Origin of the sequence: Enterobacter sp. Bisph1 (assembly GCF_000814905.1) — a bacterium.
GTDB lineage: Bacteria > Pseudomonadota > Gammaproteobacteria > Enterobacterales > Enterobacteriaceae > Kosakonia.
Genome location: NZ_JXAG01000027.1, coordinates 14,916 through 37,112 on the forward strand (window position 1 = coordinate 14,916; position 22,197 = coordinate 37,112).

At 55.6% G+C, this 22,197-nt stretch carries 20 protein-coding genes, 1 other RNA gene and 1 pseudogene; 6 read left to right on the plus strand and 16 right to left on the minus strand.

Annotated features, from left to right (window positions below):
* Positions 1-11: 11 nt before the first annotated feature.
* From lysS to xerD, 5 genes are all read right to left on the minus strand, one after another.
* The gene (gene lysS / locus RW65_RS03655; protein ID WP_039055305.1) at positions 12-1,529 is read right to left on the minus strand and encodes a lysine--tRNA ligase; all 1,518 of its coding nucleotides are present in this window, start codon (positions 1,527-1,529) and stop codon (positions 12-14) included.
* Positions 1,530-1,538: 9 nt separating this feature from the next.
* Positions 1,539-2,637, minus strand: a protein-coding gene (prfB, locus tag RW65_RS03660) for a peptide chain release factor 2 (RefSeq protein ID WP_156123961.1) whose coding sequence is annotated in 2 segments (ribosomal slippage) — positions 1,539-2,561 and positions 2,563-2,637 — 1,098 coding nt in all. Because the reading frame shifts where the segments join, the coding sequence is not laid out codon by codon here.
* Positions 2,638-2,728: 91 nt separating this feature from the next.
* Positions 2,729-4,462, minus strand: coding sequence for a single-stranded-DNA-specific exonuclease RecJ (recJ, locus tag RW65_RS03665; protein ID WP_039055306.1), 1,734 nt, complete (start codon positions 4,460-4,462; stop codon positions 2,729-2,731).
* Between the two features lie 5 nt (positions 4,463-4,467).
* Complete coding sequence (dsbC, locus tag RW65_RS03670; RefSeq protein WP_039055307.1) at positions 4,468-5,181, minus strand: bifunctional protein-disulfide isomerase/oxidoreductase DsbC; 714 nt, start codon at positions 5,179-5,181, stop codon at positions 4,468-4,470.
* Positions 5,182-5,205: 24 nt separating this feature from the next.
* Positions 5,206-6,102 carry a site-specific tyrosine recombinase XerD gene (xerD, locus tag RW65_RS03675; RefSeq protein WP_039055308.1) on the minus strand — a complete coding sequence of 299 codons (897 nt, stop codon included), beginning with the start codon at positions 6,100-6,102 and terminating at the stop codon, positions 5,206-5,208.
* Positions 6,103-6,201: 99 nt separating this feature from the next.
* Here xerD and fldB point away from each other — a divergent pair, with 99 nt between their 5' ends.
* Entirely contained in the window at positions 6,202-6,723 is a 522-nt protein-coding gene (fldB, locus tag RW65_RS03680) for a flavodoxin FldB (RefSeq protein ID WP_039055309.1), read from the plus strand.
* 15 nt (positions 6,724-6,738) lie between these two features.
* Here the strand turns inward: fldB and RW65_RS03685 are convergent, their stop codons facing one another.
* Complete coding sequence (locus RW65_RS03685; RefSeq protein WP_039055310.1) at positions 6,739-7,155, minus strand: protein YgfX; 417 nt, start codon at positions 7,153-7,155, stop codon at positions 6,739-6,741.
* Positions 7,136-7,402, minus strand: coding sequence for an FAD assembly factor SdhE (gene sdhE / locus RW65_RS03690; protein ID WP_039055311.1), 267 nt, complete (start codon positions 7,400-7,402; stop codon positions 7,136-7,138). Before sdhE ends, RW65_RS03685 begins: the two co-directional genes overlap by 20 nt.
* A gap of 236 nt (positions 7,403-7,638) precedes the next feature.
* Here sdhE and ygfZ point away from each other — a divergent pair, with 236 nt between their 5' ends.
* Positions 7,639-8,622, plus strand: coding sequence for a tRNA-modifying protein YgfZ (ygfZ, locus tag RW65_RS03695; protein ID WP_039055312.1), 984 nt, complete (start codon positions 7,639-7,641; stop codon positions 8,620-8,622).
* 50 nt (positions 8,623-8,672) lie between these two features.
* Here ygfZ and trhA read toward each other — a convergent pair whose 3' ends face one another.
* On the minus strand, positions 8,673-9,332 hold the full coding sequence (gene trhA, locus RW65_RS03700; protein WP_039055313.1) for a PAQR family membrane homeostasis protein TrhA: 660 nt from the start codon (positions 9,330-9,332) through the stop codon (positions 8,673-8,675).
* A gap of 236 nt (positions 9,333-9,568) precedes the next feature.
* Here trhA and RW65_RS03705 point away from each other — a divergent pair, with 236 nt between their 5' ends.
* Positions 9,569-10,297, plus strand: a complete 729-nt coding sequence (locus tag RW65_RS03705; RefSeq protein WP_039055381.1) for a MurR/RpiR family transcriptional regulator — start codon at positions 9,569-9,571, stop codon at positions 10,295-10,297.
* Between the two features lie 116 nt (positions 10,298-10,413).
* Positions 10,414-11,847, plus strand: a complete 1,434-nt coding sequence (locus RW65_RS03710; RefSeq protein ID WP_039055314.1) for a 6-phospho-beta-glucosidase — start codon at positions 10,414-10,416, stop codon at positions 11,845-11,847.
* 37 nt (positions 11,848-11,884) lie between these two features.
* On the opposite strand, the pseudogene RW65_RS21580 reads toward RW65_RS03710, so the two are convergent.
* From RW65_RS21580 to RW65_RS03745, 8 genes and pseudogenes are all read right to left on the minus strand, one after another.
* Positions 11,885-12,043, minus strand: a pseudogene (locus tag RW65_RS21580) (SDR family oxidoreductase); the annotation flags it as partial.
* An 88-nt stretch (positions 12,044-12,131) separates the two neighbouring features.
* Entirely contained in the window at positions 12,132-15,005 is a 2,874-nt protein-coding gene (gene gcvP / locus RW65_RS03715; protein WP_039055315.1) for an aminomethyl-transferring glycine dehydrogenase, read from the minus strand.
* A gap of 148 nt (positions 15,006-15,153) precedes the next feature.
* Positions 15,154-15,543: a glycine cleavage system protein GcvH gene (gene gcvH / locus RW65_RS03720; protein ID WP_039055316.1), complete on the minus strand. Its 390-nt coding sequence runs from the start codon at positions 15,541-15,543 to the stop codon at positions 15,154-15,156.
* A gap of 22 nt (positions 15,544-15,565) precedes the next feature.
* The gene (gcvT, locus tag RW65_RS03725; protein ID WP_039055317.1) at positions 15,566-16,660 is read right to left on the minus strand and encodes a glycine cleavage system aminomethyltransferase GcvT; all 1,095 of its coding nucleotides are present in this window, start codon (positions 16,658-16,660) and stop codon (positions 15,566-15,568) included.
* Between the two features lie 422 nt (positions 16,661-17,082).
* On the minus strand, positions 17,083-18,285 hold the full coding sequence (gene ubiI, locus RW65_RS03730; RefSeq protein WP_039055318.1) for an FAD-dependent 2-octaprenylphenol hydroxylase: 1,203 nt from the start codon (positions 18,283-18,285) through the stop codon (positions 17,083-17,085).
* Between the two features lie 18 nt (positions 18,286-18,303).
* A complete protein-coding gene (gene ubiH, locus RW65_RS03735; protein ID WP_039055319.1) occupies positions 18,304-19,482 on the minus strand; it encodes a 2-octaprenyl-6-methoxyphenyl hydroxylase in 1,179 nt (392 codons plus the stop codon).
* Positions 19,479-20,792, minus strand: a complete 1,314-nt coding sequence (pepP, locus tag RW65_RS03740; RefSeq protein WP_039055320.1) for a Xaa-Pro aminopeptidase — start codon at positions 20,790-20,792, stop codon at positions 19,479-19,481. Before pepP ends, ubiH begins: the two co-directional genes overlap by 4 nt.
* A gap of 24 nt (positions 20,793-20,816) precedes the next feature.
* On the minus strand, positions 20,817-21,395 hold the full coding sequence (locus RW65_RS03745; RefSeq protein WP_156123962.1) for a YecA/YgfB family protein: 579 nt from the start codon (positions 21,393-21,395) through the stop codon (positions 20,817-20,819).
* 227 nt (positions 21,396-21,622) lie between these two features.
* Here RW65_RS03745 and zapA point away from each other — a divergent pair, with 227 nt between their 5' ends.
* Together zapA and ssrS are read left to right on the plus strand one after the other, a co-directional pair.
* Entirely contained in the window at positions 21,623-21,952 is a 330-nt protein-coding gene (gene zapA, locus RW65_RS03750; RefSeq protein ID WP_039055322.1) for a cell division protein ZapA, read from the plus strand.
* Between the two features lie 43 nt (positions 21,953-21,995).
* Positions 21,996-22,179: non-coding RNA, 6S RNA (ssrS, locus tag RW65_RS21590), on the plus strand.
* Positions 22,180-22,197: the final 18 nt, after the last annotated feature.

Sequence of the window (22,197 nt, forward strand, 5' to 3'; positions counted from 1 at the left end):
TAGCGACGCGCTTATTTTACCGGACGCATCGCCGGGAACAGGATCACGTCGCGAATGGTGTGGCTGTTGGTGAACAGCATCACCATACGGTCGATACCAATGCCCAGACCGGCCGTCGGCGGTAAGCCGTGTTCCAGCGCGGTGACATAATCTTCGTCAAAGAACATCGCTTCATCGTCGCCCGCGTCTTTCGCCGCAACCTGGTCAGCAAAACGCTGCGCCTGATCTTCCGCGTCGTTCAGCTCGCTAAAGCCGTTACCGATTTCACGCCCACCGATAAAGAACTCGAAACGGTCGGTAATTTCCGGGTTCACATCATTGCGGCGCGCCAGCGGGGAAACTTCCGCCGGATATTCGGTAATAAAGGTCGGCTGGATCAGATGCGCTTCGGCCACTTCTTCGAAGATTTCCGTTACGATGCGGCCCAGGCCCCAGCTCTTCTCAACTTTGATACCGATGCTTTGCGCAATGGCTTTCGCCGAGTCGAAGTTATCCAGATCCGCCAGATTGGTCTCCGGACGGTATTTCATGATCGCTTCGCGCATGGTCAGTTTTTCGAACGGCTTGCCAAAGTCGAACACTTCGTCGCCGTAAGGTACTTCGGTTTTGCCCAGAATATCCTGCGCCAGGGTACGGAACAGGGATTCGGTCAGCTCAATCAGATCCTTGTAATCCGCATAGGCCATATAGAGTTCCATCATGGTGAACTCTGGGTTATGGCGAACGGAAATACCTTCGTTGCGGAAGTTACGGTTGATTTCGAACACGCGCTCGAAGCCGCCTACCACCAGACGCTTGAGGTAGAGCTCCGGTGCGATACGCAGGTACATGTCGAGATCCAGCGCATTATGATGGGTGATAAACGGGCGCGCCGCAGCGCCGCCTGGGATCACCTGCATCATCGGCGTTTCGACTTCCATAAAGCCACGACCCACCATGAACTGGCGGATACCGGCCATGATCTGCGAACGCACTTTAAAGGTGTTACGGGATTCATCGTTGGAGATGAGATCCAGGTAGCGCTGACGATAACGCGCTTCCTGATCCTGCAAACCGTGGAATTTATCCGGCAGCGGGCGCAGGGCTTTAGTCAGCAGACGCAGCTCGGTGCAGTGGATAGAGAGTTCACCGGTTTTGGTTTTGAACAGCTTGCCGCGTGCGCCGAGGATATCGCCGAGGTCCCATTTTTTGAACTGTTCGTTGTAGACGCCTTCCGGCAGATCGTCGCGTGCAACGTACAGCTGAATGCGCCCGCCCACGTCCTGCAGGGTCACGAAAGAGGCTTTACCCATAATGCGGCGGGTCATCATACGACCGGCAACGGCCACTTCGATACCGAGGGCTTCCAGCTCTTCGTTCTCTTTGGCATCGAACTCGGCGTGCAGCTTGTCAGAAGTCTGATCGCGACGGAAATCGTTCGGGAACGGCACGCCCTGCTCACGCAGCTGCGCCAGCTTCTCGCGGCGGGTTTTCAGTTCATTGTTAAGATCGACTGCCGCGTCAGCGCCTTGTGCTTGTTGTTCAGACATGTTGGTTCCTCATAACCCTGCTTTCAAACTTGCTTCGATAAATTGATCCAGGCTGCCGTCCAGCACCGCCTGCGTGTTACGGGTTTCAACCCCGGTGCGCAGATCTTTAATGCGGGAATCATCCAGCACATAAGAGCGGATCTGGCTACCCCAGCCGATATCGGACTTGGTGTCTTCCATCGCCTGCTTCTCAGCATTTTTCTTCTGCATCTCCAGTTCATAAAGCTTCGCTTTCATCTGCTTCATGGCCTGGTCTTTGTTCTTATGCTGGGAACGGTCGTTCTGGCACTGCGTCACCAGCCCGGTCGGAATGTGGGTAATACGCACCGCGGATTCCGTACGGTTAACGTGCTGACCGCCCGCGCCGGATGCGCGATAAACGTCGATACGCAGATCCGCCGGGTTGATATCGATATCGATATCGTCTTCCACTTCCGGGTAGACAAACGCAGAGCTAAAGGAGGTGTGACGGCGGCCGCCGGAGTCGAACGGGCTTTTACGCACCAGACGGTGAACGCCGGTTTCGGTACGCAGCCAGCCGTAAGCGTAATCGCCGATGATTTTAATGGTGACGGATTTGATGCCAGCCACTTCGCCTTCGGACTCTTCGATGATCTCGGTTTTGAAACCGCGCGCTTCAGCCCAACGCAGATACATGCGCGTTAACATGCTCGCCCAGTCTTGCGCTTCGGTACCGCCGGAGCCAGCCTGAATATCGAGATAGCAGTCAGCGCTGTCATACTCGCCAGAGAACATGCGGCGGAACTCCAGCTGTGCCAGTTTCTCTTCCAGCACGTCCAGTTCGGCGACCGCTTCGTTAAAGGTCTCTTCGTCATCGGCTTCAACCGCCAGATCGAGCAGGCCGTTGACATCTTCCAGGCCCTGACGCATTTGATCGAGCGTATCAACGATGGCTTCCAGTGAGGAACGCTCTTTGCCCAGCGCCTGTGCGCGCTCGGGTTCATTCCACACGTCCGGCTGTTCCAGCTCGGCGTTTACTTCTTCCAGACGCTCTTTCTTGGCGTCATAGTCAAAGATACCCCCTAAGAACGTCGGAGCGCTCCGTGAGGTCCTGAATACGATTTTTTACCGGGTTAATTTCAAACATGGTCTGATTTCTTTTAATTGACTTGTCAAAATGCGGTGATAAGGGCGGAAGTTTACCGGATTCCCGCCCTGTTTTATAGCGAATACTGGCGCTAAAGTGGCCAGAGATGTTCGATGATCAGCTGCAGGCTGCGATTGCCGCGAAACTCGTTTACATCAAGTTTATAAGCGATATTGACCTGCCGCACGCCGTTGTCCGGCCAGCAGGTGGTGTCGACGTTAAAGGCGATGCCGTCGAGCAGCGGGCCGCCGCCAACGGGCTCCAGCATCACTTTCAGATGACGTTCACCCACCAGCCGCTGCTGCAACAGGCGAAACTCGCCGTCGAACAGCGGTTCTGGAAACATTTGTCCCCAGGGACCGGCTTCGCGCAGCATTTCTGCCACGTCCAGCGTCATCTCCTGCGCCGTCAGCGGGCCATCGGAAAGAATTTCTCCCTGCAGCAGCGCCGGATCCAGCCATTCGGTGACAAGATCGCCAAACCGTTGCTGAAACGCATCGAAGCGGCTCTCTTCCAGAGTTAATCCTGCCGCCATCGCATGGCCGCCGAATTTGAGCATCATGCCGGGATAGAGCATATCCAGACGCTCCAGCGCATCGCGCATATGCAGCCCCTGAATAGAGCGCCCCGAACCTTTTAACACCCCTTCCCCGGCGGGGGCAAAGGCGATCACCGGGCGGTGAAAACGCTCTTTGATGCGCGAAGCAAGAATTCCCACCACCCCCTGATGCCATTCGGGATGATACATCGCAAGGCCGCCGGGCAGCGTTTCGCCGCTGCGTTCAAGCTGCTGGCATAAGGTCAGCGCTTCGGCCTGCATGCCTTGTTCAATCTCTTTACGCGTCTGATTCAGCGCATCCAGATCGCTGGCCAGCTGACGCGCTTCGCCGAGGTTATCGCACAGCAACAGCGCCACACCCACCGACATATCATCCAGCCTGCCCGCCGCGTTCAGGCGCGGCCCAAGGGCAAAGCCAAGATCGCTGGCGACCAGCTTTTGCGCATCGCGGTTAGCAATTTCAAGCAGGGCTTTGATGCCCGGACGGCAGCGTCCGGCGCGAATGCGGCTCAGCCCCTGCCAGGTTAAAATGCGGTTATTGGCATCCAGCGGCACCACATCCGCGACCGTACCCAGCGCCACCAGATCGAGCAGTTCCGCCAGATTGGGTATCGCCAGGCCGCGCGCCTCGAACCAGCCGTTGTCACGCAAAAATGCGCGCAGCGCCAGCATCAGATAGAAGGCAACGCCGACGCCCGCCAGGGATTTCGACGGAAACTCGCAGTCGCGCAGATTGGGATTCACAATCGCTTCAGCATCCGGCAGCGTATCGCCCGGTAAATGGTGATCCGTAACGACGACCGGGATACCCAGCTCATGAGCCCGCGCGACCCCGGCGTGGGAAGAGATGCCGTTATCCACGGTTAAAATAAGCTGCGCCCCGCGTGCATGGGCCTGATCGACCACTTCCGGGCTCAGGCCATAACCATCATCAAAGCGGTTTGGCACCAGATAGCCGACGTTCTCGCAGCCGAGCGCGCGCAGCGCCAGCACGCTAAGAGCGGTGCTGGTGGCGCCGTCGGCGTCAAAATCGCCTACCACGATAATGCGCAGCCCTTCACGCAGCGCGTTGAACAGCTGCGCTACCGCGTCATCAATGCCGGTGAGTTGCTGCCACGGCAGCATGCCTTTGACGCTGCGCTCCAGCTCGCTGGCAGAGCGCACACCGCGGCTGGCGTATAAGCGACGCAGCAGCGGCGGCAGATCGCCTGCCAGTTGGGTCATGTCAGCCACCTCACGGCGGCGAAGTTGTATCTTAGCTTTCACGCGCGTTATTTACCGCCGGTCGCTTTTTGATGTTGATCGAGGAAGGCTTTCATCTCTTTCGGTGCCTGATAACCCGGTACCAGGAAGCCGTCGTTCAGGACAATGGCCGGCGTACCGTTAACGCCGAACTGTACGCCCAGCGCGTAGTGGTTAGCGATGTTAATATCACACCGGGCGGGTTTTACCGCTTTCCCTTCCATCGCATCATCAAAGGCTTTTTTAGGATCTTTTGCACACCAGATGGCCTGCATTTGATTTTCGACTTCGCTCGGCACGCCCTGACGCGGGAAGGCCAGATAGCGCACCGTAATGCCCAGCGCGTTGTAATCCGCCATTTCGCTGTGCAGCTTCTGACAGTAGCCACAGGTGATGTCGGTGAAAATGGTGATGACATGTTTTTCCTGCGGCGCTTTGTAGACGATCATCTCTTTTTCCAGCGCGTTCAGATGTGGCAGCAGCATTTTGGTGGTTATGTTCACCGGCTGCGCGCCGCTGACATCGTACATCGGCCCCTGGATAATATGTTTGCCGTCTTCGGTGACATATAACACGCCGCTGTTGGTCAGCACGGCTTTCATCCCGGCGACAGGCGCGGGCAGCACTTCGCCACTCTGTACACCCAGTTTTGCCAGCGACTGTTTAATTGCCGCGTCATCAGCATGCGCCGCACCGGTGAATGCCGCTGCCAGCAGGGTGAACATCACTAAACCTTTTTTCATAACACATCCTTAAATTGTCAGCATTCACGCCCGCGGGTGATGCTGTTGATGAAGCTTGCGCAGTCGCTCGGTGGCCACATGCGTATAAATTTGCGTGGTCGAAAGATCCTGGTGGCCTAATAGCATCTGCACCACGCGCAGATCCGCGCCGTGATTAAGCAGATGGGTGGCAAACGCATGACGCAAAACGTGAGGCGACAGCTTTTCACTGTCGATGCCCGCAAGAATTGCGTAGTGCTTGATCCGGTGCCAGAAAGTCTGGCGCGTCATCTGCTGCGCCCGCTGGCTGGGGAAAAGCACATCTATCGATGAGCCGTTAAGTAACCAAGGGCGACCATATTCAAGATAGTTTTCCACCCAGTAAACCGCCTCTTCACCCAGCGGCACCAGACGCTCTTTGTTGCCTTTACCGATAACCCGTACCACACCCTGGCGCAGGCTGATATCGCTCATCGTCAGGCCAACCAGTTCAGAGACGCGAAGCCCGGTGGCATATAACACCTCAAGCATTGCTTTATCGCGTAACTCCAGCGGCTGGTCAACCGCCGGTGCCTGTAAAAGCCTGCCTACCTGGGTTTCGCTGAGATCTTTTGGCAGACGCTGCGGTAATTTTGGTGACGCCAGAAGCGCGCTGGGATCGTCGCTGCGTAATTTTTCGCGATAAAGGTACTGGAAAAATCGTCTGACGGCGCTAAGCAGACGCGCGGAACTGGTGGCTTTATATCCCCCGCTCAACCGTTCGGCCAGCAGGGCTTGCAGGTCATCGCTTTGCGCCTTTTCCAGGCTGCTGTCGTGATGGTGTAGCCACTCCACCACGCTTTTTAAATCACGGCGGTAAGCGTTAAGCGTGTTCTCCGCCAGATTGTTCTCAAGCCAGAGAGCATCGAGAAACTGTTCGATACGTACGAGATCCTGTTCCAATCGCTGTCTCCTTTACCCAATCGCTGCATTATGCCTGATTGCGGTATGATTCTGGTACACTGCCTGAAAAGAGACATTAAGAATCGAGAAGTTTACGTTATGAATATCGGTTTGTTTTACGGTTCCAGCACCTGCTATACGGAAATGGCGGCGGAAAAGATCCGCGATATTATCGGCCCGGAACTGGTAACGCTGCACAATCTGAAAGACGATTCCCCCACCCTGATGGAACAGTATGATGCGCTGATTCTGGGTATTCCGACCTGGGATTTCGGCGAACTGCAGGAAGACTGGGAAGCGATTTGGGATAGCCTTGATAACCTCAATCTCGACGGAAAAATCATTGCGCTGTACGGCATGGGCGACCAGCTCGGTTATGGCGAATGGTTCCTCGATGCCCTCGGTATGCTGCATGACAAACTGGCAGCGAAAAACGTCACCTTTATTGGCTACTGGCCGACAGAAGGCTACGAATTTACCAGCAAAAAACCGGTGATTGCCGACGGGCAACTGTTCGTTGGGCTGGCGCTCGATGAGACCAATCAGTACGATCTAAGCGACGCGCGCCTGGAAAGCTGGTGCGAGCAGATCCTGACGGAAATGGCAGAACGGCTCGTGTGAGCCATCGCCAATGATTTAGTGCAGCCCCTGCGCCGGGCTTTGAGTAATCATCCGGCGCAAATCACGCCACTCCTGCGCATCCATACTGTCTGCCGCCAGCCATAAGTGCTGACGCCGGCCATCTTCTGTGCGGCGTAAACGCAGCATCATGCCGCCGCGAATGGTCCATGGCGTGCCGAGAATCTCCCACTCATCGCCTTGCCAGCGCAGGCGAGAATCCATTAGCAACTTGATCTCGCCATGACAGGCGTTGATCCGCCGCTGGCTGCGTACGCAGTCGAAAACCACCAGCGATAGCAGCAAAAGCCACAGCGGCGTATAGCTCAACGGCCACGGCATAAACAGAATAAACGCCGCTACCAGTCCATGCAGCAATAACGATATCCACTGCGCGCGCCAGGAGACGCGTAACTCAGATTGCCACAGGACCACGATCCCGATTCCGTGTCTGGATTAACTGCACCATGCGCTGCAACTCCGCGTCCTGGGGTTTGCCATGATTCATCAACCAGTTGAATAAATCAGGATCGTCGCTCTCTAACAGACGCACAAACAGCTGCTTGTCCGCGTCGCTCAGCGTATCGTACTCGTATTCAAAAAAAGGCATGATGGAGATATCGAGTTCGCGCATTCCGCGGCGACAGGCCCAATGGATACGGGCTTTGTTGTTAATATCCATGTTTTTCTCCCTTCATAGACGTGAAGGCCTAGTGTAACGTGTTTTTAATATTCCTTTTGCGGAATATTTCGCTTCACGAGCCCGCTTCCAGATTAAATCGCATAGAGTGCAAAATTATCACTGTACTCACAGGCGGCCTCGCAAAGGCACAAATCGTCTGCTTTAACACTTGCAATGAACAATGGCTCTTTTACCATTAAGTACCCACACAGCGTTAAGCTAATCAGGACATTACTATGCCTTTTACTCCATTTCCTCCGCGCCAGCCGACCGCTTCAGCCCGTCTGCCGCTGACGCTTATGACGCTCGATGACTGGGCTATGGCAACCCTTACCGGCGCCGACAGCGAGAAATATCTGCAGGGGCAGGTCACCGCCGATGTGTCAAACATGGCACCAGATCAGCATCTGCTGGCGGCGCACTGTGATTCTAAAGGTAAAATGTGGAGCAATATGCGGTTGTTCCACTATCGGGACGGTTATGCCTGGATTTTGCGCCGCAGCGTACGTGAATTGCAGCTTCGCGAGCTGAAAAAATATGCCGTCTTCTCGAAAGTCGCTATTAACGCCGATGATGAACATGTGCTGCTGGGCGTCGCCGGTTTTCAGGCGCGCGCGGCGCTGGCCCCTCTTTTCGCTGAGCTGCCCGATAGCGACAAGCAGGTAGTGCAGCAGGGCGAAACCACGCTGTTATGGTTTGCCCATCCGGGCGAGCGCTTCCTGCTGGTTACCGATGCGGCAACGGCAGAACAGGTTACAGAACAATTGCGCGGCGAAGCGCAGTTTAACAATAGCCAGCAGTGGCTGGCGCTGAATATCGAAGCCGGTCTGCCGGTGATTGATGAGCCTAACAGCGCACAGTTTATTCCTCAGGCGACTAACCTGCAGGCGCTGGGCGGTATCAGCTTTAAAAAAGGGTGCTACACCGGGCAAGAGATGGTGGCGCGCGCTAAATTCCGCGGTGCCAACAAACGCGCGCTGTGGTACCTGGCAGGTGCCTCCAGCCGTGCGCCGCAGCCGGGTGAAGATCTTGAGATGCAGATGGGCGAAAACTGGCGACGCACCGGCACCGTGCTGGCTTCTGCACAGCTGGACGACGGGCGCGTTATCGTTCAAGTAGTGATGAACCGTGACATCGAACCGGGCAGCATTTTCCGCGTACGCGACGATGCCAATTCGTTGCGCATTGAGCCGCTGCCCTACTCGCTGGAAGAAGAGTAACTGCACAAACATTCGCGCCGGGCTGCGACAAATGCGCCCGGCGCGGAAGTTTAGATCTGACCGACGTAGAGATAGATGGCCAGGAAGTGGCAAACGCTGCCGCCCAGCACGAAGCCATGCCAGATAGCATGGTTGTAAGGTATGCGTTTGCAGACGTAGAAAATAACGCCTAACGAGTAGACCAGCCCGCCAACGGCCAGCAGCGTCACGCCGCCCACCGATAAGCGCATCGCCAGCTGATAAATCACAATCAGCGACAGCCAGCCCATTGCCAGGTAAGTCACCACCGACAGCACTTTAAAACGGTGCGCAATCGTCAGCTTAAACAGGATCCCCAACAGGGCGAGGCTCCAGATAACAATCATTAGCCCGCGCGCAAGCGGCGAGTCCAGCCCGACCAGCAGAAACGGGGTATAGGTTCCGGCAATCAACAGATAGATGGCGCAGTGGTCTAATTTCTTCAGCCAGAGTTTGGCGCGCCGGTGCGGAACGGCATGATAGAGCGTGGAGGCAAGAAACAGCAAAATCATACTGCTGCCATACAGCGTGTAGCTGGTAATGGCCGTCATGCTGGCATTGCTTTCGACGGCCTGCACCAGCAGCAGCACCAGGCCAACAATACCGAACACCAGCCCGATACCGTGGCTGATGCTATTGGCAATTTCCTCTGCCAGCGTGTATCCCTGTGTCATCAAGGGTTTTTTATCCATCGTTAACTCCGCGGGAACTCAATAAAACATGCACTACCAGAGTAACTGAGAATGATTCCAGTGCACACCTGTACGCTAAAATAAATATCGTTGATGAATGTTTCATGACGCAGGTGCTTATTCTGCCGGAGAAAACAGGAGAAACAGCGTCCAGGTTATGGCAGCATGTGGGCACGCAGCAGCCCGCCAGGTTGAAATGGCTACGTTAACAGCAAGCAAAGGACACCGCCGTGACGATGTTTACCCACTCCGCCATCGCCAGTCTGAATAATCTCGAGATGGTGGTTTACAACTTTGTCATCAAAAATCGCGACAAAGTGATGTACATGACCATTCGCGAGCTGGCCGATGCGGCAGGCGTCTCCACCACTACCGTGCTGCGTTTTTGCCGCAAGCTTAACTGCGAAGGTTATTCGGAATTTCGCGTGCGTTTTAAATTATATTTAGAACAAAACGAGCCGCCGCAGGCTAATTTTGGCGCCAGTGAAGTGATGAGCTTTTTTAAAAGCGTTAATAACGACGAATTTGATCGGTTATTAGATAACACCGTCGATATTATTTTGGCCTGCGAGCGTATTATCTTTGTTGGTGCGGGCACCTCCGGTGCGCTGGCGAAATATGGCGCACGGTTTTTCTCTAATATCGGCAAATTCAGTAACCATATCGACGATCCCTATTTTCCAGTGACCAATGATATGGCGAAAAACGCGCTGGCTATCGTCCTTTCCGTCTCCGGCGAAACGGAAGAGATCCTGCGTTTTGCCAGCCAGTTCAGCCTGCATCACTGTAAGGTGCTGTCGATCACCAGCCATGAGCACTCACGGCTCGCGAAACTGGCGGATTTTAATATCTCCTGGCACGTGCCGCAAATGCGCATCACCGGCGGCTATGATATTACGACACAAATTCCGGTTATCTATATTCTGGAGTCTCTGGGGCGTAAACTGGCGAAGAAAATAGCGTAAAAAAACAGATTGTTTTTTCAATGTGACAAGTTACCCGAGCGGCAATTTGTTATATCGTGACATTTAATCGGCCTTTGTTAGACTCGTTATTAGACAATATAACGGGAATAGCACTTATGAAAAAATTGACCTTACCGAAAGACTTTTTATGGGGCGGCGCGGTGGCCGCTCATCAGGTTGAAGGCGGCTGGAATAAAGGCGGCAAAGGCCCAAGCATTTGCGATGTCCTGACCGGCGGCGCCCACGGCGTTCCGCGCGAAATAACCCACGAGGTGGTGCCTGGTAAATACTACCCGAACCATGAAGCCGTTGATTTTCACGGTCATTACAAAGAAGACATTAAACTGTTCGCCGAGATGGGCTTCAAATGTTTCCGCACCTCTATCGCCTGGACCCGTATCTTCCCGCAGGGCGACGAGCAGCAGCCTAATGAAGAGGGGCTGAAATTTTACGACGACATGTTCGATGAATTGCTGAAGCACAATATCGAGCCGGTGATTACCCTTTCCCATTTTGAAATGCCGCTGCATCTGGTGCAGGCCTATGGCGGCTGGACCAACCGCAAAGTGGTCGATTTCTTTGTCCGCTTCGCCGAAGTCGTGTTCGAGCGCTACAAGCACAAGGTCAAATACTGGATGACCTTTAATGAGATCAACAACCAGCGTAACTGGCGCGCACCGCTGTTTGGTTACTGCTGCTCCGGGGTGGTGTATACCGAGCATGACAACCCGGAAGAGACCATGTATCAGGTGCTGCATCACCAGTTCGTCGCCAGCGCGATGGCGGTAAAAATCGGCCATCGTATCAACCCGCAAATGCAGATTGGCTGCATGCTGGCGATGGTGCCGCTCTACCCCTTCTCCTGTAAGCCAGAGGATGTGATGTACGCGCAGGAGTCGATGCGTGAGCGCTATGTCTTTACCGATGTGCAACTGCGCGGTTATTACCCCTCTTATGTGCTGAACGAGTGGCAACGACGCGGTTTTACTATCCAGATGGAAGACGGTGACGAGGCGATTCTGCGCGAAGGTTGCTGCGATTACCTCGGCTTTAGCTACTACATGACCAATGCGGTGAAAGCCGAAGGCGGCTCCGGCGATGCACTCTCAGGCTTCCAGGGCAGCGTGCCTAACCCGCACGTAAAAGCGTCGGACTGGGGCTGGCAGATTGACCCGGTTGGCCTGCGTTACGCGCTGTGTGAACTGTACGAGCGCTATCAGAAGCCGCTGTTTATCGTCGAGAACGGTTTTGGCGCCTACGATAAAGTCGAAGAGGATGGCAGCATTAACGACGATTATCGCATCGACTACCTGCGCGCCCACGTCAAAGAGATGATTGAAGCGGTCACCTACGACGGCGTCGATTTGATGGGCTATACGCCGTGGGGCTGTATCGACTGCGTCTCTTTTACCACCGGCCAGTACAGCAAACGCTACGGCTTTATCTACGTCAATAAACACGATGATGGCACCGGTGATATGTCGCGTTCACGTAAGAAGAGTTTTAACTGGTACAAAGAGGTAATTGCCAGCAACGGCGAAAACCTCTGACGGGCTTATCCTCCTCTCCCCTGTCGGGAGAGGAGGATTTATCGCCCGCCAAATCGAGAAAGCTTCCGATCACGTAAGAGGCCTTCTCGCTCAACAGCCAGACAATCCCCTGCGCCACTTCTTCCGGCTGGCCGCCGCGCCGCATCGGTACCGCGCTGCTGACCCTGTCGACCCGACCAGCCGATTCCCCTGCTGCTGCCGGTGACTAATGCAACTGCCATGACTTTCTCCTGTAAAAGTAAAAGGGCGCCGAAGCGCCCTTAAAAGGTAGTTGAATCAGCAGATTACTGATATTCGCTCATCGGTACACAGGAGCAGAACAGGTTGCGATCGCCGTAAACATCGTCAAGACGTTTTACCGTTGGCCAGTATTTGTTGCCAAATCCTGCCGGGAACACCGCCAGCTCGCGGCTGTAAGCATGATCCCACTCGGCAACCAACTCGTTTTGTGTATGCGGCGCATTCACCAGCGGGTTATCTTCCAGCGTCCACTCGCCCTGCTTCACGCGATCGATTTCCGCGCGAATAGCCAGCATGGCATCGATAAAGCGATCGAGTTCCACTTTGCTTTCCGATTCTGTCGGCTCGACCATCAGCGTACCGGCAACCGGGAAGGACATCGTTGGCGCATGGAAACCATAGTCGATCAGGCGCTTGGCAATATCGAGTTCGCTAATTCCGGTCTCTTCTTTCAGCGGACGAATATCGAGAATACATTCGTGGGCAACGCGACCGTCGCGGCCGGTGTAGAGCACCGGGAAAGCATCTTTCAGACGGCTGGCGATATAGTTGGCGTTTAGAATCGCCACCTGGCTCGCTTGTTTCAGCCCTTCTGCGCCCATCATGCGAATATACATCCAGCTGATCGGCAGGATTGACGCGCTGCCAAACGGCGCCGCAGAGACCGCGCCCTGACGGGTTAGCACGCCTTCAATCTGCACCACGCTGTGGCCTGGTACAAACGGCGCAAGGTGCGCTTTGACACCAATCGGTCCCATACCCGGACCGCCGCCGCCATGCGGGATGCAGAAGGTTTTATGCAGGTTAAGGTGCGAAACATCCGCGCCGATAAAGCCCGGCGAGGTGATACCAACCTGCGCGTTCATGTTCGCGCCATCCAGGTAAACCTGGCCACCGAACTGATGCACCACGGTACACACTTCACGAATCGTTTCTTCGTATACGCCGTGGGTGGACGGATAGGTCACCATGATGCAGGAGAGATTATCGCCCGCCTGTTCGGCTTTCACGCGCAGGTCAGCCAGATCGATGTTGCCATTCTTATCGCAGGCTACAACCACAACCTGCATACCGGCCATCTGCGCCGATGCCGGGTTGGTACCGTGGGCGGAGCTTGGGATCAGGCAGATATCGCGATGGCCTTCATTGCGGCTTTCGTGATAGTGACGAATCGCCAGCAGACCGGCGTATTCCCCCTGGGCACCAGAGTTCGGCTGCATGCAGAGCGCATCGTAACCCGTCAGTTTGACCAGCCAGTCAGAAAGCTGGGCGATCATCTGCTGATAACCTTCCGCCTGTTCCGGCGGGCAGAACGGGTGCAGCTCGGCAAATTCCGGCCAGGTGATGGGGATCATCTCCGCCGCCGCGTTCAGTTTCATGGTGCAGGAACCGAGCGGGATCATCGCCTGGTTCAGGGCCAGATCTTTACGCTCCAGCGAGTGCATATAGCGCATCATTTCCGTTTCGCTGTGATAGCGATTAAACACCGGATGGGTCAGGAAGGCGTCTTCACGCAGCATGCTCTGCGGGATTGAACGGCTATCGAGGGCGACATCTTTATCCAGCGCATCGATATCCAGACCGTGGTTATCACCCAGCAGCACATTAAACAGCACCTGCACATCTTCACGCGTAGTCGTTTCATCCAGGGTGATGCCAACGGCATTGAGGATATCGCTACGCAGGTTAATTTCGTGCGCTTCGGCGCGCGCCAGCACGGCGGCTTTATCCGCTACATCTACACACAACGTGTCGAAGTAGTGCGCGTGGCGCAGTTTCAGACCATTGCGCTGCAACCCGGCCGCCAGGATATCCGTCAGGCGATGAATACGCCCGGCGATACGTTTCAGGCCGGCCGGACCGTGGAACACCGCATAGAGGCTTGCGATATTTGCCAGCAGAACCTGTGAAGTACAGATATTGGAATTGGCTTTCTCGCGGCGGATATGCTGCTCGCGCGTTTGCATCGCCATGCGCAGCGCCGTGTTACCGGCGGCGTCTTTCGACACACCGATGATGCGGCCCGGCATCGAACGTTTGAATTCATCTTTTGCGGCAAAGAATGCCGCGTGCGGGCCGCCGTAGCCCATCGGCACGCCGAAACGCTGGGCGGAGCCAAAGACAATGTCGGCACCCTGTTTGCCCGGCGCGGTGAGCTGCACCAGGGTCATTAAATCGGCGGCAACGCTAATCACCACTTTGCGGGATTTCAGCTCAGCGATCAGCGCGCTGTAATCATGTACTTCACCGGTAGTGCCGACCTGCTGCAGCAGCACGCCGAACACATCCTGATGATCCAGCACTTTGGCGGCATCATCGACGATGACATCGAAACCGAAGGTTTCCGCGCGGGTGCGAACCACGTCAAGAGTTTGCGGATGCACATCGGCTGCGACGAAGAAGCGGTTAGCCCCTTTCAGTTTGCTGACGCGTTTGGCCATCGCCATCGCTTCCGCGGCGGCCGTCGCTTCATCCAGCAGAGAAGCGGAGGCGATATCCAGCCCGGTCAGATCCAGCGTCACCTGCTGGAAATTAAGCAGTGCTTCCAGGCGTCCTTGCGACACTTCCGGTTGATAAGGGGTGTAAGCGGTGTACCAGCCTGGGTTTTCCAGCATATTGCGCAGAATAACCGGCGGCAGCTGCACGGCGGTGTAGCCCATGCCAATGTAAGACTTAAAGCGCTTGTTACGGCTGGCAATGGCTTTCAGCTCGGCGAGCGCGGCAAATTCGGTGGTGGACTCCCCAATCTGCGGCGGCGTGGCGAGTTGAATATCCTTCGGCACAATAAGTGCCGTCAGCGCATTAAGCGACTCCGCGCCAACGGTATTCAGCATCTCCTGCTGTTGCAATGCGTCCGGTCCAATATGCCTGCCGATAAATGCGGCGTGGTTTTCAAGCTGACTTAACGTCTGAGTCATGAGCGAGGGTTCCTGAAACGTGCAGTGATTTTATAAAGCAGCGGGTTCGCTTTCCGGGCCGGATAACATCCCCGAATACGCCAAACGGTTCACGTTGCACGCACGCGGAAAAATCCAGCGCACCTGCAACGTGAAATTAGAAACGTATTTATTCGTCTTCGAGCAGCGCGGCGTAGGCCGTGGCATCCAGCAGCGCGGCAACTTCCGCTTCATCGCTGGCTTTGATTTTAAAGATCCAGCCTTCGCCGTACGGCTCGCTGTTAATAAGCTCCGGTGAATCGCCCAACTGGTCGTTGACCGCAACAATTTCGCCGCTAATCGGCGCGTAGATATCGGAGGCCGCTTTTACTGATTCGGCAACGGCGCAATCATCGCCAGCGCTCACGGTCGCGCCCGCTTCCGGCAGATCGACAAATACCATGTCACCCAGCAGTTCCTGGGCATGTTCGGTAATGCCAACGGTGTAAGTGCCGTCCGCTTCTTTGCGCAGCCACTCGTGTTCTTTACTGTATTTCAGGTCGCCTGGTACGTTGCTCATATCATTCTCTCCAGATAAAAGATTACGCGACGGCTTTGCCAGCGCGTACAAAAACGGGTTTAGTCACTTTGACCGGCATTTCACGGTTGCGGATCTGCACAATGGCGTTTTCGCCGATCCCGGCCGGAACGCGCGCCAGTGCAATACTGTAGCCAAGGGTTGGCGAGAACGTGCCGCTGGTGATCGCGCCGGTTTGTAAATTGCCCTGCGCATCGGTGAAGTGCACCGGCAGTTCATTGCGTAAGACGCCTTTTTCCGTCATCACCAGGCCGACCAGCTGTTCGGTGCCTTTTTCACGCTGCATCTCCAGCGCCTCGCGACCAATAAAGTCACGCTCCTGCGGCTCCCATGCAATCGTCCAGCCCATATTGGCCGCCAGCGGAGAAACGGATTCATCCATCTCCTGACCATACAAGTTCATGCCCGCTTCCAGACGCAGGGTATCGCGCGCGCCGAGGCCGCACGGTTTTACGCCAGCGTCGACTAATTTTTGCCAGAAGCTGGCCGCTTGTTCATTGGGAAGGGCTATTTCATATCCCGCTTCGCCGGTATAACCGGTGGTGGCGATAAAAAACTCACCCGCTTCTACGCCAAAGAACGGTTTCATACCGGCAACGGCGCTGCGCTGCTCATCAGTAAACAGGCTGGCGGCTTTAGCCTGCGCATTCGGACCCTGCACGGCAATCAGCGACAGATCGTCGCGAACGGTGATATCGATGGCAAAAGGTTCAGCGTGTTGGGAAATCCAGGAGAGGTCTTTTTCGCGGGTGGCGGAGTTAACAACGAGGCGGAAGAAATCTTCACTAAAGTAGTAAACGATCAGGTCATCAATCACGCCGCCTGAAGCGTTCAGCATACCGCTGTAGAGGGCTTTACCGGGTTTGGTGAGTTTGGCGACGTCGTTTGCCAGCAAATATCGCAGAAACTCCCGGGTCCGGCTGCCTTTGAGATCGACGATGGTCATATGAGACACATCGAACATCCCGGCATCGGTGCGCACCGCATGATGCTCGTCGATTTGTGAGCCGTAATGGAGCGGCATCATCCAGCCATGGAAATCGACCATGCGGGCACCGCAGAGGGTGTGTTGTTCGTATAAAGGGGTCTGCTGAGCCATCTTTTCCTCGTTGAATAAGCTGAGCTATCTCGTTTTTTGGCAACGGGAACTGCGCCAAAACACGCGGAGCCGACACTTTTTTTGGTATCGACGCAAACGTTCTCTTTTGCCTGAACTTAACACCGAAAGCAGCGCTTAACCATAAGGGAAAACGGGTCATCACATTAGCTTATGAGCTAATTCACTAAAACAGCCATCAGTGGTTTATGCTGGACATTAACGATTCACCCTGTATAAAACATCCCGCCAAAGCGGGTAGCTGCCAGAACAACAGGATTTGACTCGGTAAAAGAGCGCATTTTCCGGCATGGAAAAATTCACGACATGAATAAATCTAATCCGAAAAACAGCGTGAAATTAGAATATTTCAAATGAGGGAGGAGATACCCTTCCCGCGACCGGGAAGGGAAAGTGTGACGCAGTTAACGTAACCACTCAGGCAGATCGTTCAACCCCATCGCCTGACGCAATAAGCGCGTTTTGACGCCGGGAAGGGTATCGGCCAGTTTCAGACCAATATCACGTACCATTTTTTTCGCCGGGTTTGCCCCGGAGAAAAGTTCGCGGAAACCTTGCATACCGGCAAGCATCAGCGCCGCACTGTGTTTGCGGCTGCGCTCGTAGCGGCGCAGATAGAGATGCTGACCGATGTCTTTGCCTTCACGGTTCAGGCGCTTAAGCTCGGCGATCAGTTCCGCCACGTCCATAAAACCGAGGTTAACACCCTGCCCCGCCAGCGGATGAATGGTGTGCGCGGCGTCGCCGACCAGCGCCAGACGGTGCCCGGCAAACTGCCGTGCATAGCGACCGGTAAGCGGGAAAATCTGGCGCTCGCTCTCAACCCGGCACAGACCGAGGCGGTTATCAAATGCCACACACAGCGCTTGATTGAACTCTTCCTCGCTGGCCTGCTGCATGGCTTTTGCCTGCTCCGGCGACAGCGACCAGACAATCGAACATAAATGCGGGTCGTGAAGCGGCAGGAAAGCGAGAATGCCATCGGTATGGAACACCTGGCGCGCTACGGCCTGATGCGGCTCGTCCGTGCGAATAGTCGCCACCAGCGCATGGTGATGATAATCCCACCAGGTCAACGGAATATCGGCTTTGTTACGCAGCCATGAATTGGCTCCATCGGCCCCCACCACCAGCCGCGCCGTCAGCATCGAGCCGTCTTTTAAGGTCAGGAAGGCTTCGTTTTCACCCCACGCTACCTGCTGCAGCTCAGCGGGCGCAAAGGTAGTGATATCCTGGCACTGCTGCGCTTTTTCCCACAGCGCCTGATGGATCAGCGCATTTTCGACAATGTAACCCAGATGGCTGTAGCCCATACTCTGGTCATCAAAGGCAATGCGGCCAAAACTGTCTTTATCCCACACTTCCATGCCGTGATAACACCCGGCGCGCCCGGCCATAATGGATGACCAGACGCCAAGGTGGTTGAGAAGTTTTTCGCTGGCAGCGTTAATCGCCGATACACGAAGCGTAACGGGCGCATCCTCTGCAAGCGGCATCGGCACGTTCTGCTCGAGAACCGCCACGCGCAGCCCGCTGCCCTGTAAACCGCAGGCCAGCGCCAGCCCAACCATACCGCCGCCGACAATCGCAACATCAACACTCTGCACTCTTCGCTCCTTTTGTCTTCAACGGGCAACCCAACCAAGGGTACGCTGCGCCAGCGCATCACGCGCCGGTGTAAATAATTCCATCGCCATTAGCCCGGCATTACGCCCAACAATCAGCGGGATCCAGTGATTGGCAAACAGATGTACCAGCCCATCGGTTACGCCGATGGTAGCTTTTTTATCCCTTTCACGGCGGTGGCGATAAGCCGTTAAGACCGGGTAAGCGCCGACATCCTGCTGTGCCGCCCAGGCGTCTGCCAGGGTTTCCGCCAGCGTCATCACATCGCGCATGCCGAGATTAAACCCCTGTCCAGCGATAGGATGCAGCGTCTGTGCGGCATTACCCACCAGCACAGCGCGGTGGGAAACGGGCGATTCCGCCGTCGTTAACGAGAGGGGATAAACGGTGCGTTTACCGGCATGCAGGATACGCCCAAGCCGCCAGCCGAACGCTTTTTGCAGCTCAAGGCAGAAGCGTTCATCAGACCAGCCGGCAACCTGCTGCTGTTTTCCCAGCGGATGGCACCAGACCAGCGAGCATCGCCCCTGCGACATCGGCAACATCGCCAGCGGGCCATGTTCGGTAAAGCGTTCAAATGCCCGCCCCTGATGGGCTACAGCGGTGGTAACGTTCGCGATAACCGCCGCCTGCTGATAGGGCACCTGCTGTAAGTTGACGCCCAGCTGTGCACCAATGCGCGAGCGAGAGCCATCTGCCGCAACCAGCAACGCGCCGGTAATCACTTCGCCACTTTCCAGCGTGACGCGCACCTGCTGCGCATCGCGGGAAACGGCGCTGACTTTCGCCGGGCAATGTAGCGTTACGCCAGCGGCTTTTTGCAAAAGCGTAAACAGCCGCTGACCGACATCATACAGTTCGACCACCTGGCCCAGCGCGTCAAGATGATAGTTACGCGCCTGTAGCGTGACAAAACCTGCATGGCCGCGATCGCTTACGTGCACCGTTGAAATCGGCGTCGCACAGCCCGCAATAGCCTGCCAGATGCCGATGCGCGCCAGCTGTTGGCAGGTGCCTGCCGCAAGGGCGATGGCGCGGGCGTCGAAGCCCGGATGTGCATGTTCGCCCGGCACCGTCGCTTCCACCAGATGAACCGGTAATTTGCCCTGCGTGAGGTGGGAAATGGCCAGCGCAAGGGTTGCGCCCGTCATGCCTCCGCCAACGATAATCACGCTCATAGGCGTTGCGCCGCCATCAGGGCTTCAATCTCGTCAGCGCTTTTCACCACGCTGGCGGTGAGGTTTTCGTTACCGTCTTCGGTGATAACGATGTCATCTTCAATACGAATGCCGATCCCGCGGTACTGCTCGGGCACATCGGCATCCGGCGCAATATAGAGCCCGGGTTCAACGGTCAATACCATGCCGGGAGCCAGCTCTCGCGAGCGATCCTGACCGTAAACGCCGACATCATGTACATCCAGCCCCAGCCAGTGGCTTAAGCCGTGCATAAAGAACGGACGGTGGGCATTTTTTTCCACCAGCGCATCGACTTCGCCTTGCAGGATGCCGAGCTTAACCAGCCCGCTAATCATGATGCGCACCACTTCACCGGTCACTTCCTGAATGGATGTGCCAGGCCGGTAAAGTTCAAGCGCACGTTCGAGTGACGCCAGCACGATATCGTAGATTTCGCGCTGCGCTGGGGTGAATTTGCCATTCACCGGGAATGTGCGCGTGATATCCCCGGCGTACCCCTGGTATTCACAACCGGCATCAATCAGCACCAAATCGCCATCGCGCATCTGGCTCTCATTTTCGGTGTAGTGCAGGATGCAACCATTCTCCCCGGACCCGACAATGGTGTTGTAGGAGGGGAAACGTGCGCCGTGGCGGTTAAACTCGTGATGAATTTCGCCTTCAAGCTGATATTCGTACATCCCCGGCCGACACGTCTGCATTGCCCGGGTATGAGCCAGCGCGGAGATCTCCCCGGCGCGGCGCATTACGTCAATCTCTTCGGCGGATTTAAACAGGCGCATTTCATGCACAATCGGCCGCCAGTCAGTCAGCGTTGGCGGCGCCACCAGGTTCTGACGAGCGCCTTTACGCAGCTTCTCCAGCGCCGTGGTTAAAATGGTGTCGGCATAGGCGAACTCGCCCTGAGCGTGATAGACCGCGTCAAGGCCGTTGAGCAACTGGTAAAGGTGTTCGTTGATATCCGGGAAAGCCAGCGCACGATCGACGCCCAGCTTTGCGGGCGCAGCTTCCTGCCCGAGCCGGCGACCAAACCAGATCTCGGCGGTTTTATCGCGGATGCGGTTAAACAGCACGCTGTGGTTGTGAGTGTCATCGCTCTTTATCAACACCAGCACGGCTTCCGGCTCGTTAAAACCGGTGAAGTACCAAAAATCGCTGTTCTGGCGATACGGGTATTCACTGTCCGCGCTGCGGGTGGTTTCCGGGGCGGCGAAAATTAACGCCGCGCTGCCCGGAACCATCTGCGCCAGCAATGCCTGGCGGCGACGGAGAAACTCAAGCTGTGTCATGACACCGACTCCCTACAAAATAAATTAATGTAACGTGGGCTTACGCACTTCCGGCGCGGTAGGCTGCGGGCGAGTGAAGGTGTCGTGACACAACAGCGCCGCGACACGCACATACTCGACGATCTCTTCGAGCGACATTTCCAGCTCTTCCTGATCTTCGTCTTCGTCGTAACCCAGCTGTGCGATGTTGCGCAGATCGTCAATCGCTTCGCCCGTTTCGCCGGTGATTTTATCGAGCTTCGGCTGCGTCACGCCGAGCCCCAGCAGAAAATGGTTTACCCAACCCGCCAGCGCATCAGCGCGGTCGAAAACGCTGACATCGTCGCCATCCGGCAGATAGAGCTGGAACAGGAAACCGTCGTCTTCCAGCGAGTCGCTGGTTGCCGCATGCATATTGCGCAGCGCCTGCGCCAGTTCATGACCAAACGCCAGACCTTCATTGGTTAACTCATGCAGCAGCGGTTGCCAGGAGCTGTCTTTGTTACCGCCACAGATCATTCCCGCGATAAGCCCGTGCATTTCAGCAGGCAGTAAACCCACACCCTGTTGGTTGAGTAACCGGCCGACATCGTTGTAACCAGGTATTTCGTTCTGTATTGACATGCGCATTCGTCGTAGTTGGGGGGAATATTCATGATATGCTACCACTTTGGCCCCTGGTGATATACCCGTGATGCTTCACGTTCCATGCGTTTGCATGCACACCGAATCATTAAGGTATAGACGCAAAAAGCTTGAAAGCGCGCGCCGGGGTAGCTTATAGTGTCGCCCCTTCGCAGCCCAGGGCCCGAATGCGAAGGCAGAGCGCAGTCAAACAGCAGGAAGGTGGCATGTCTGCACAACCCGTCGATATCCAAATTTTTGGCCGTTCACTGCGAGTGAATTGCCCGCCTGAACAGAGAGATGCTCTGAATCAGGCCGCAGAGGATCTGAATCAGCGGTTGCAAGATCTGAAGGTTCGCACTAGAGTCACAAATACTGAGCAGTTGGTGTTTATCGCCGCGTTGAACATTAGTTACGAGCTGGCTCAGGAAAAGGCAAAAACCCGCGACTACGCCGCCAGCATGGAGCAGCGTATTCGGATGTTACAGCAGACCATCGAACAAGCATTGCTTGATCAAGGTCGCATAACAGAAAGATCGGGGCCGAAGTTTGAATAACGCTTCAAGGTCATCTGTGCTAGAGTGACCGGGAAGCTAAAAAATATCTCTGAGATGTTTGCAAGCGGGCCAGTCCCCTGAGCCGATATTTCATACCACAAGAATGTGGCGATCCATGGTTGGTGAGCATGCTCGGTCCGTCCGAGAAGCCTTAAAATCATGACGACGCATTCACCTTGAACCAAGGGTTCAAGGGTTACAGCCTGCGGCGGCATCTCGGAGATTCCCTTCTTTTCGCAACGACC

What these genes read in the sequence shown, in the direction of transcription:
- lysS (WP_039055305.1), bottom strand. Translation starts at nt 1,529, where the DNA reads ATGTCTGAACAACAAGCACAAGGCGCTGACGCGGCAGTCGATCTTAAC.
- dsbC (WP_039055307.1), bottom strand. Translation starts at nt 5,181, where the DNA reads ATGAAAAAAGGTTTAGTGATGTTCACCCTGCTGGCAGCGGCATTCACC.
- fldB (WP_039055309.1), top strand. Translation starts at nt 6,202, where the DNA reads ATGAATATCGGTTTGTTTTACGGTTCCAGCACCTGCTATACGGAAATG.
- sdhE (WP_039055311.1), bottom strand. Translation starts at nt 7,402, where the DNA reads ATGGATATTAACAACAAAGCCCGTATCCATTGGGCCTGTCGCCGCGGA.
- ygfZ (WP_039055312.1), top strand. Translation starts at nt 7,639, where the DNA reads ATGCCTTTTACTCCATTTCCTCCGCGCCAGCCGACCGCTTCAGCCCGT.
- trhA (WP_039055313.1), bottom strand. Translation starts at nt 9,332, where the DNA reads ATGGATAAAAAACCCTTGATGACACAGGGATACACGCTGGCAGAGGAA.
- RW65_RS03705 (WP_039055381.1), top strand. Translation starts at nt 9,569, where the DNA reads ATGTTTACCCACTCCGCCATCGCCAGTCTGAATAATCTCGAGATGGTG.
- RW65_RS03710 (WP_039055314.1), top strand. Translation starts at nt 10,414, where the DNA reads ATGAAAAAATTGACCTTACCGAAAGACTTTTTATGGGGCGGCGCGGTG.
- gcvP (WP_039055315.1), bottom strand. Translation starts at nt 15,005, where the DNA reads ATGACTCAGACGTTAAGTCAGCTTGAAAACCACGCCGCATTTATCGGC.
- gcvH (WP_039055316.1), bottom strand. Translation starts at nt 15,543, where the DNA reads ATGAGCAACGTACCAGGCGACCTGAAATACAGTAAAGAACACGAGTGG.
- gcvT (WP_039055317.1), bottom strand. Translation starts at nt 16,660, where the DNA reads ATGGCTCAGCAGACCCCTTTATACGAACAACACACCCTCTGCGGTGCC.
- ubiH (WP_039055319.1), bottom strand. Translation starts at nt 19,482, where the DNA reads ATGAGCGTGATTATCGTTGGCGGAGGCATGACGGGCGCAACCCTTGCG.
- pepP (WP_039055320.1), bottom strand. Translation starts at nt 20,792, where the DNA reads ATGACACAGCTTGAGTTTCTCCGTCGCCGCCAGGCATTGCTGGCGCAG.
- RW65_RS03745 (WP_156123962.1), bottom strand. Translation starts at nt 21,395, where the DNA reads ATGTCAATACAGAACGAAATACCTGGTTACAACGATGTCGGCCGGTTA.
- zapA (WP_039055322.1), top strand. Translation starts at nt 21,623, where the DNA reads ATGTCTGCACAACCCGTCGATATCCAAATTTTTGGCCGTTCACTGCGA.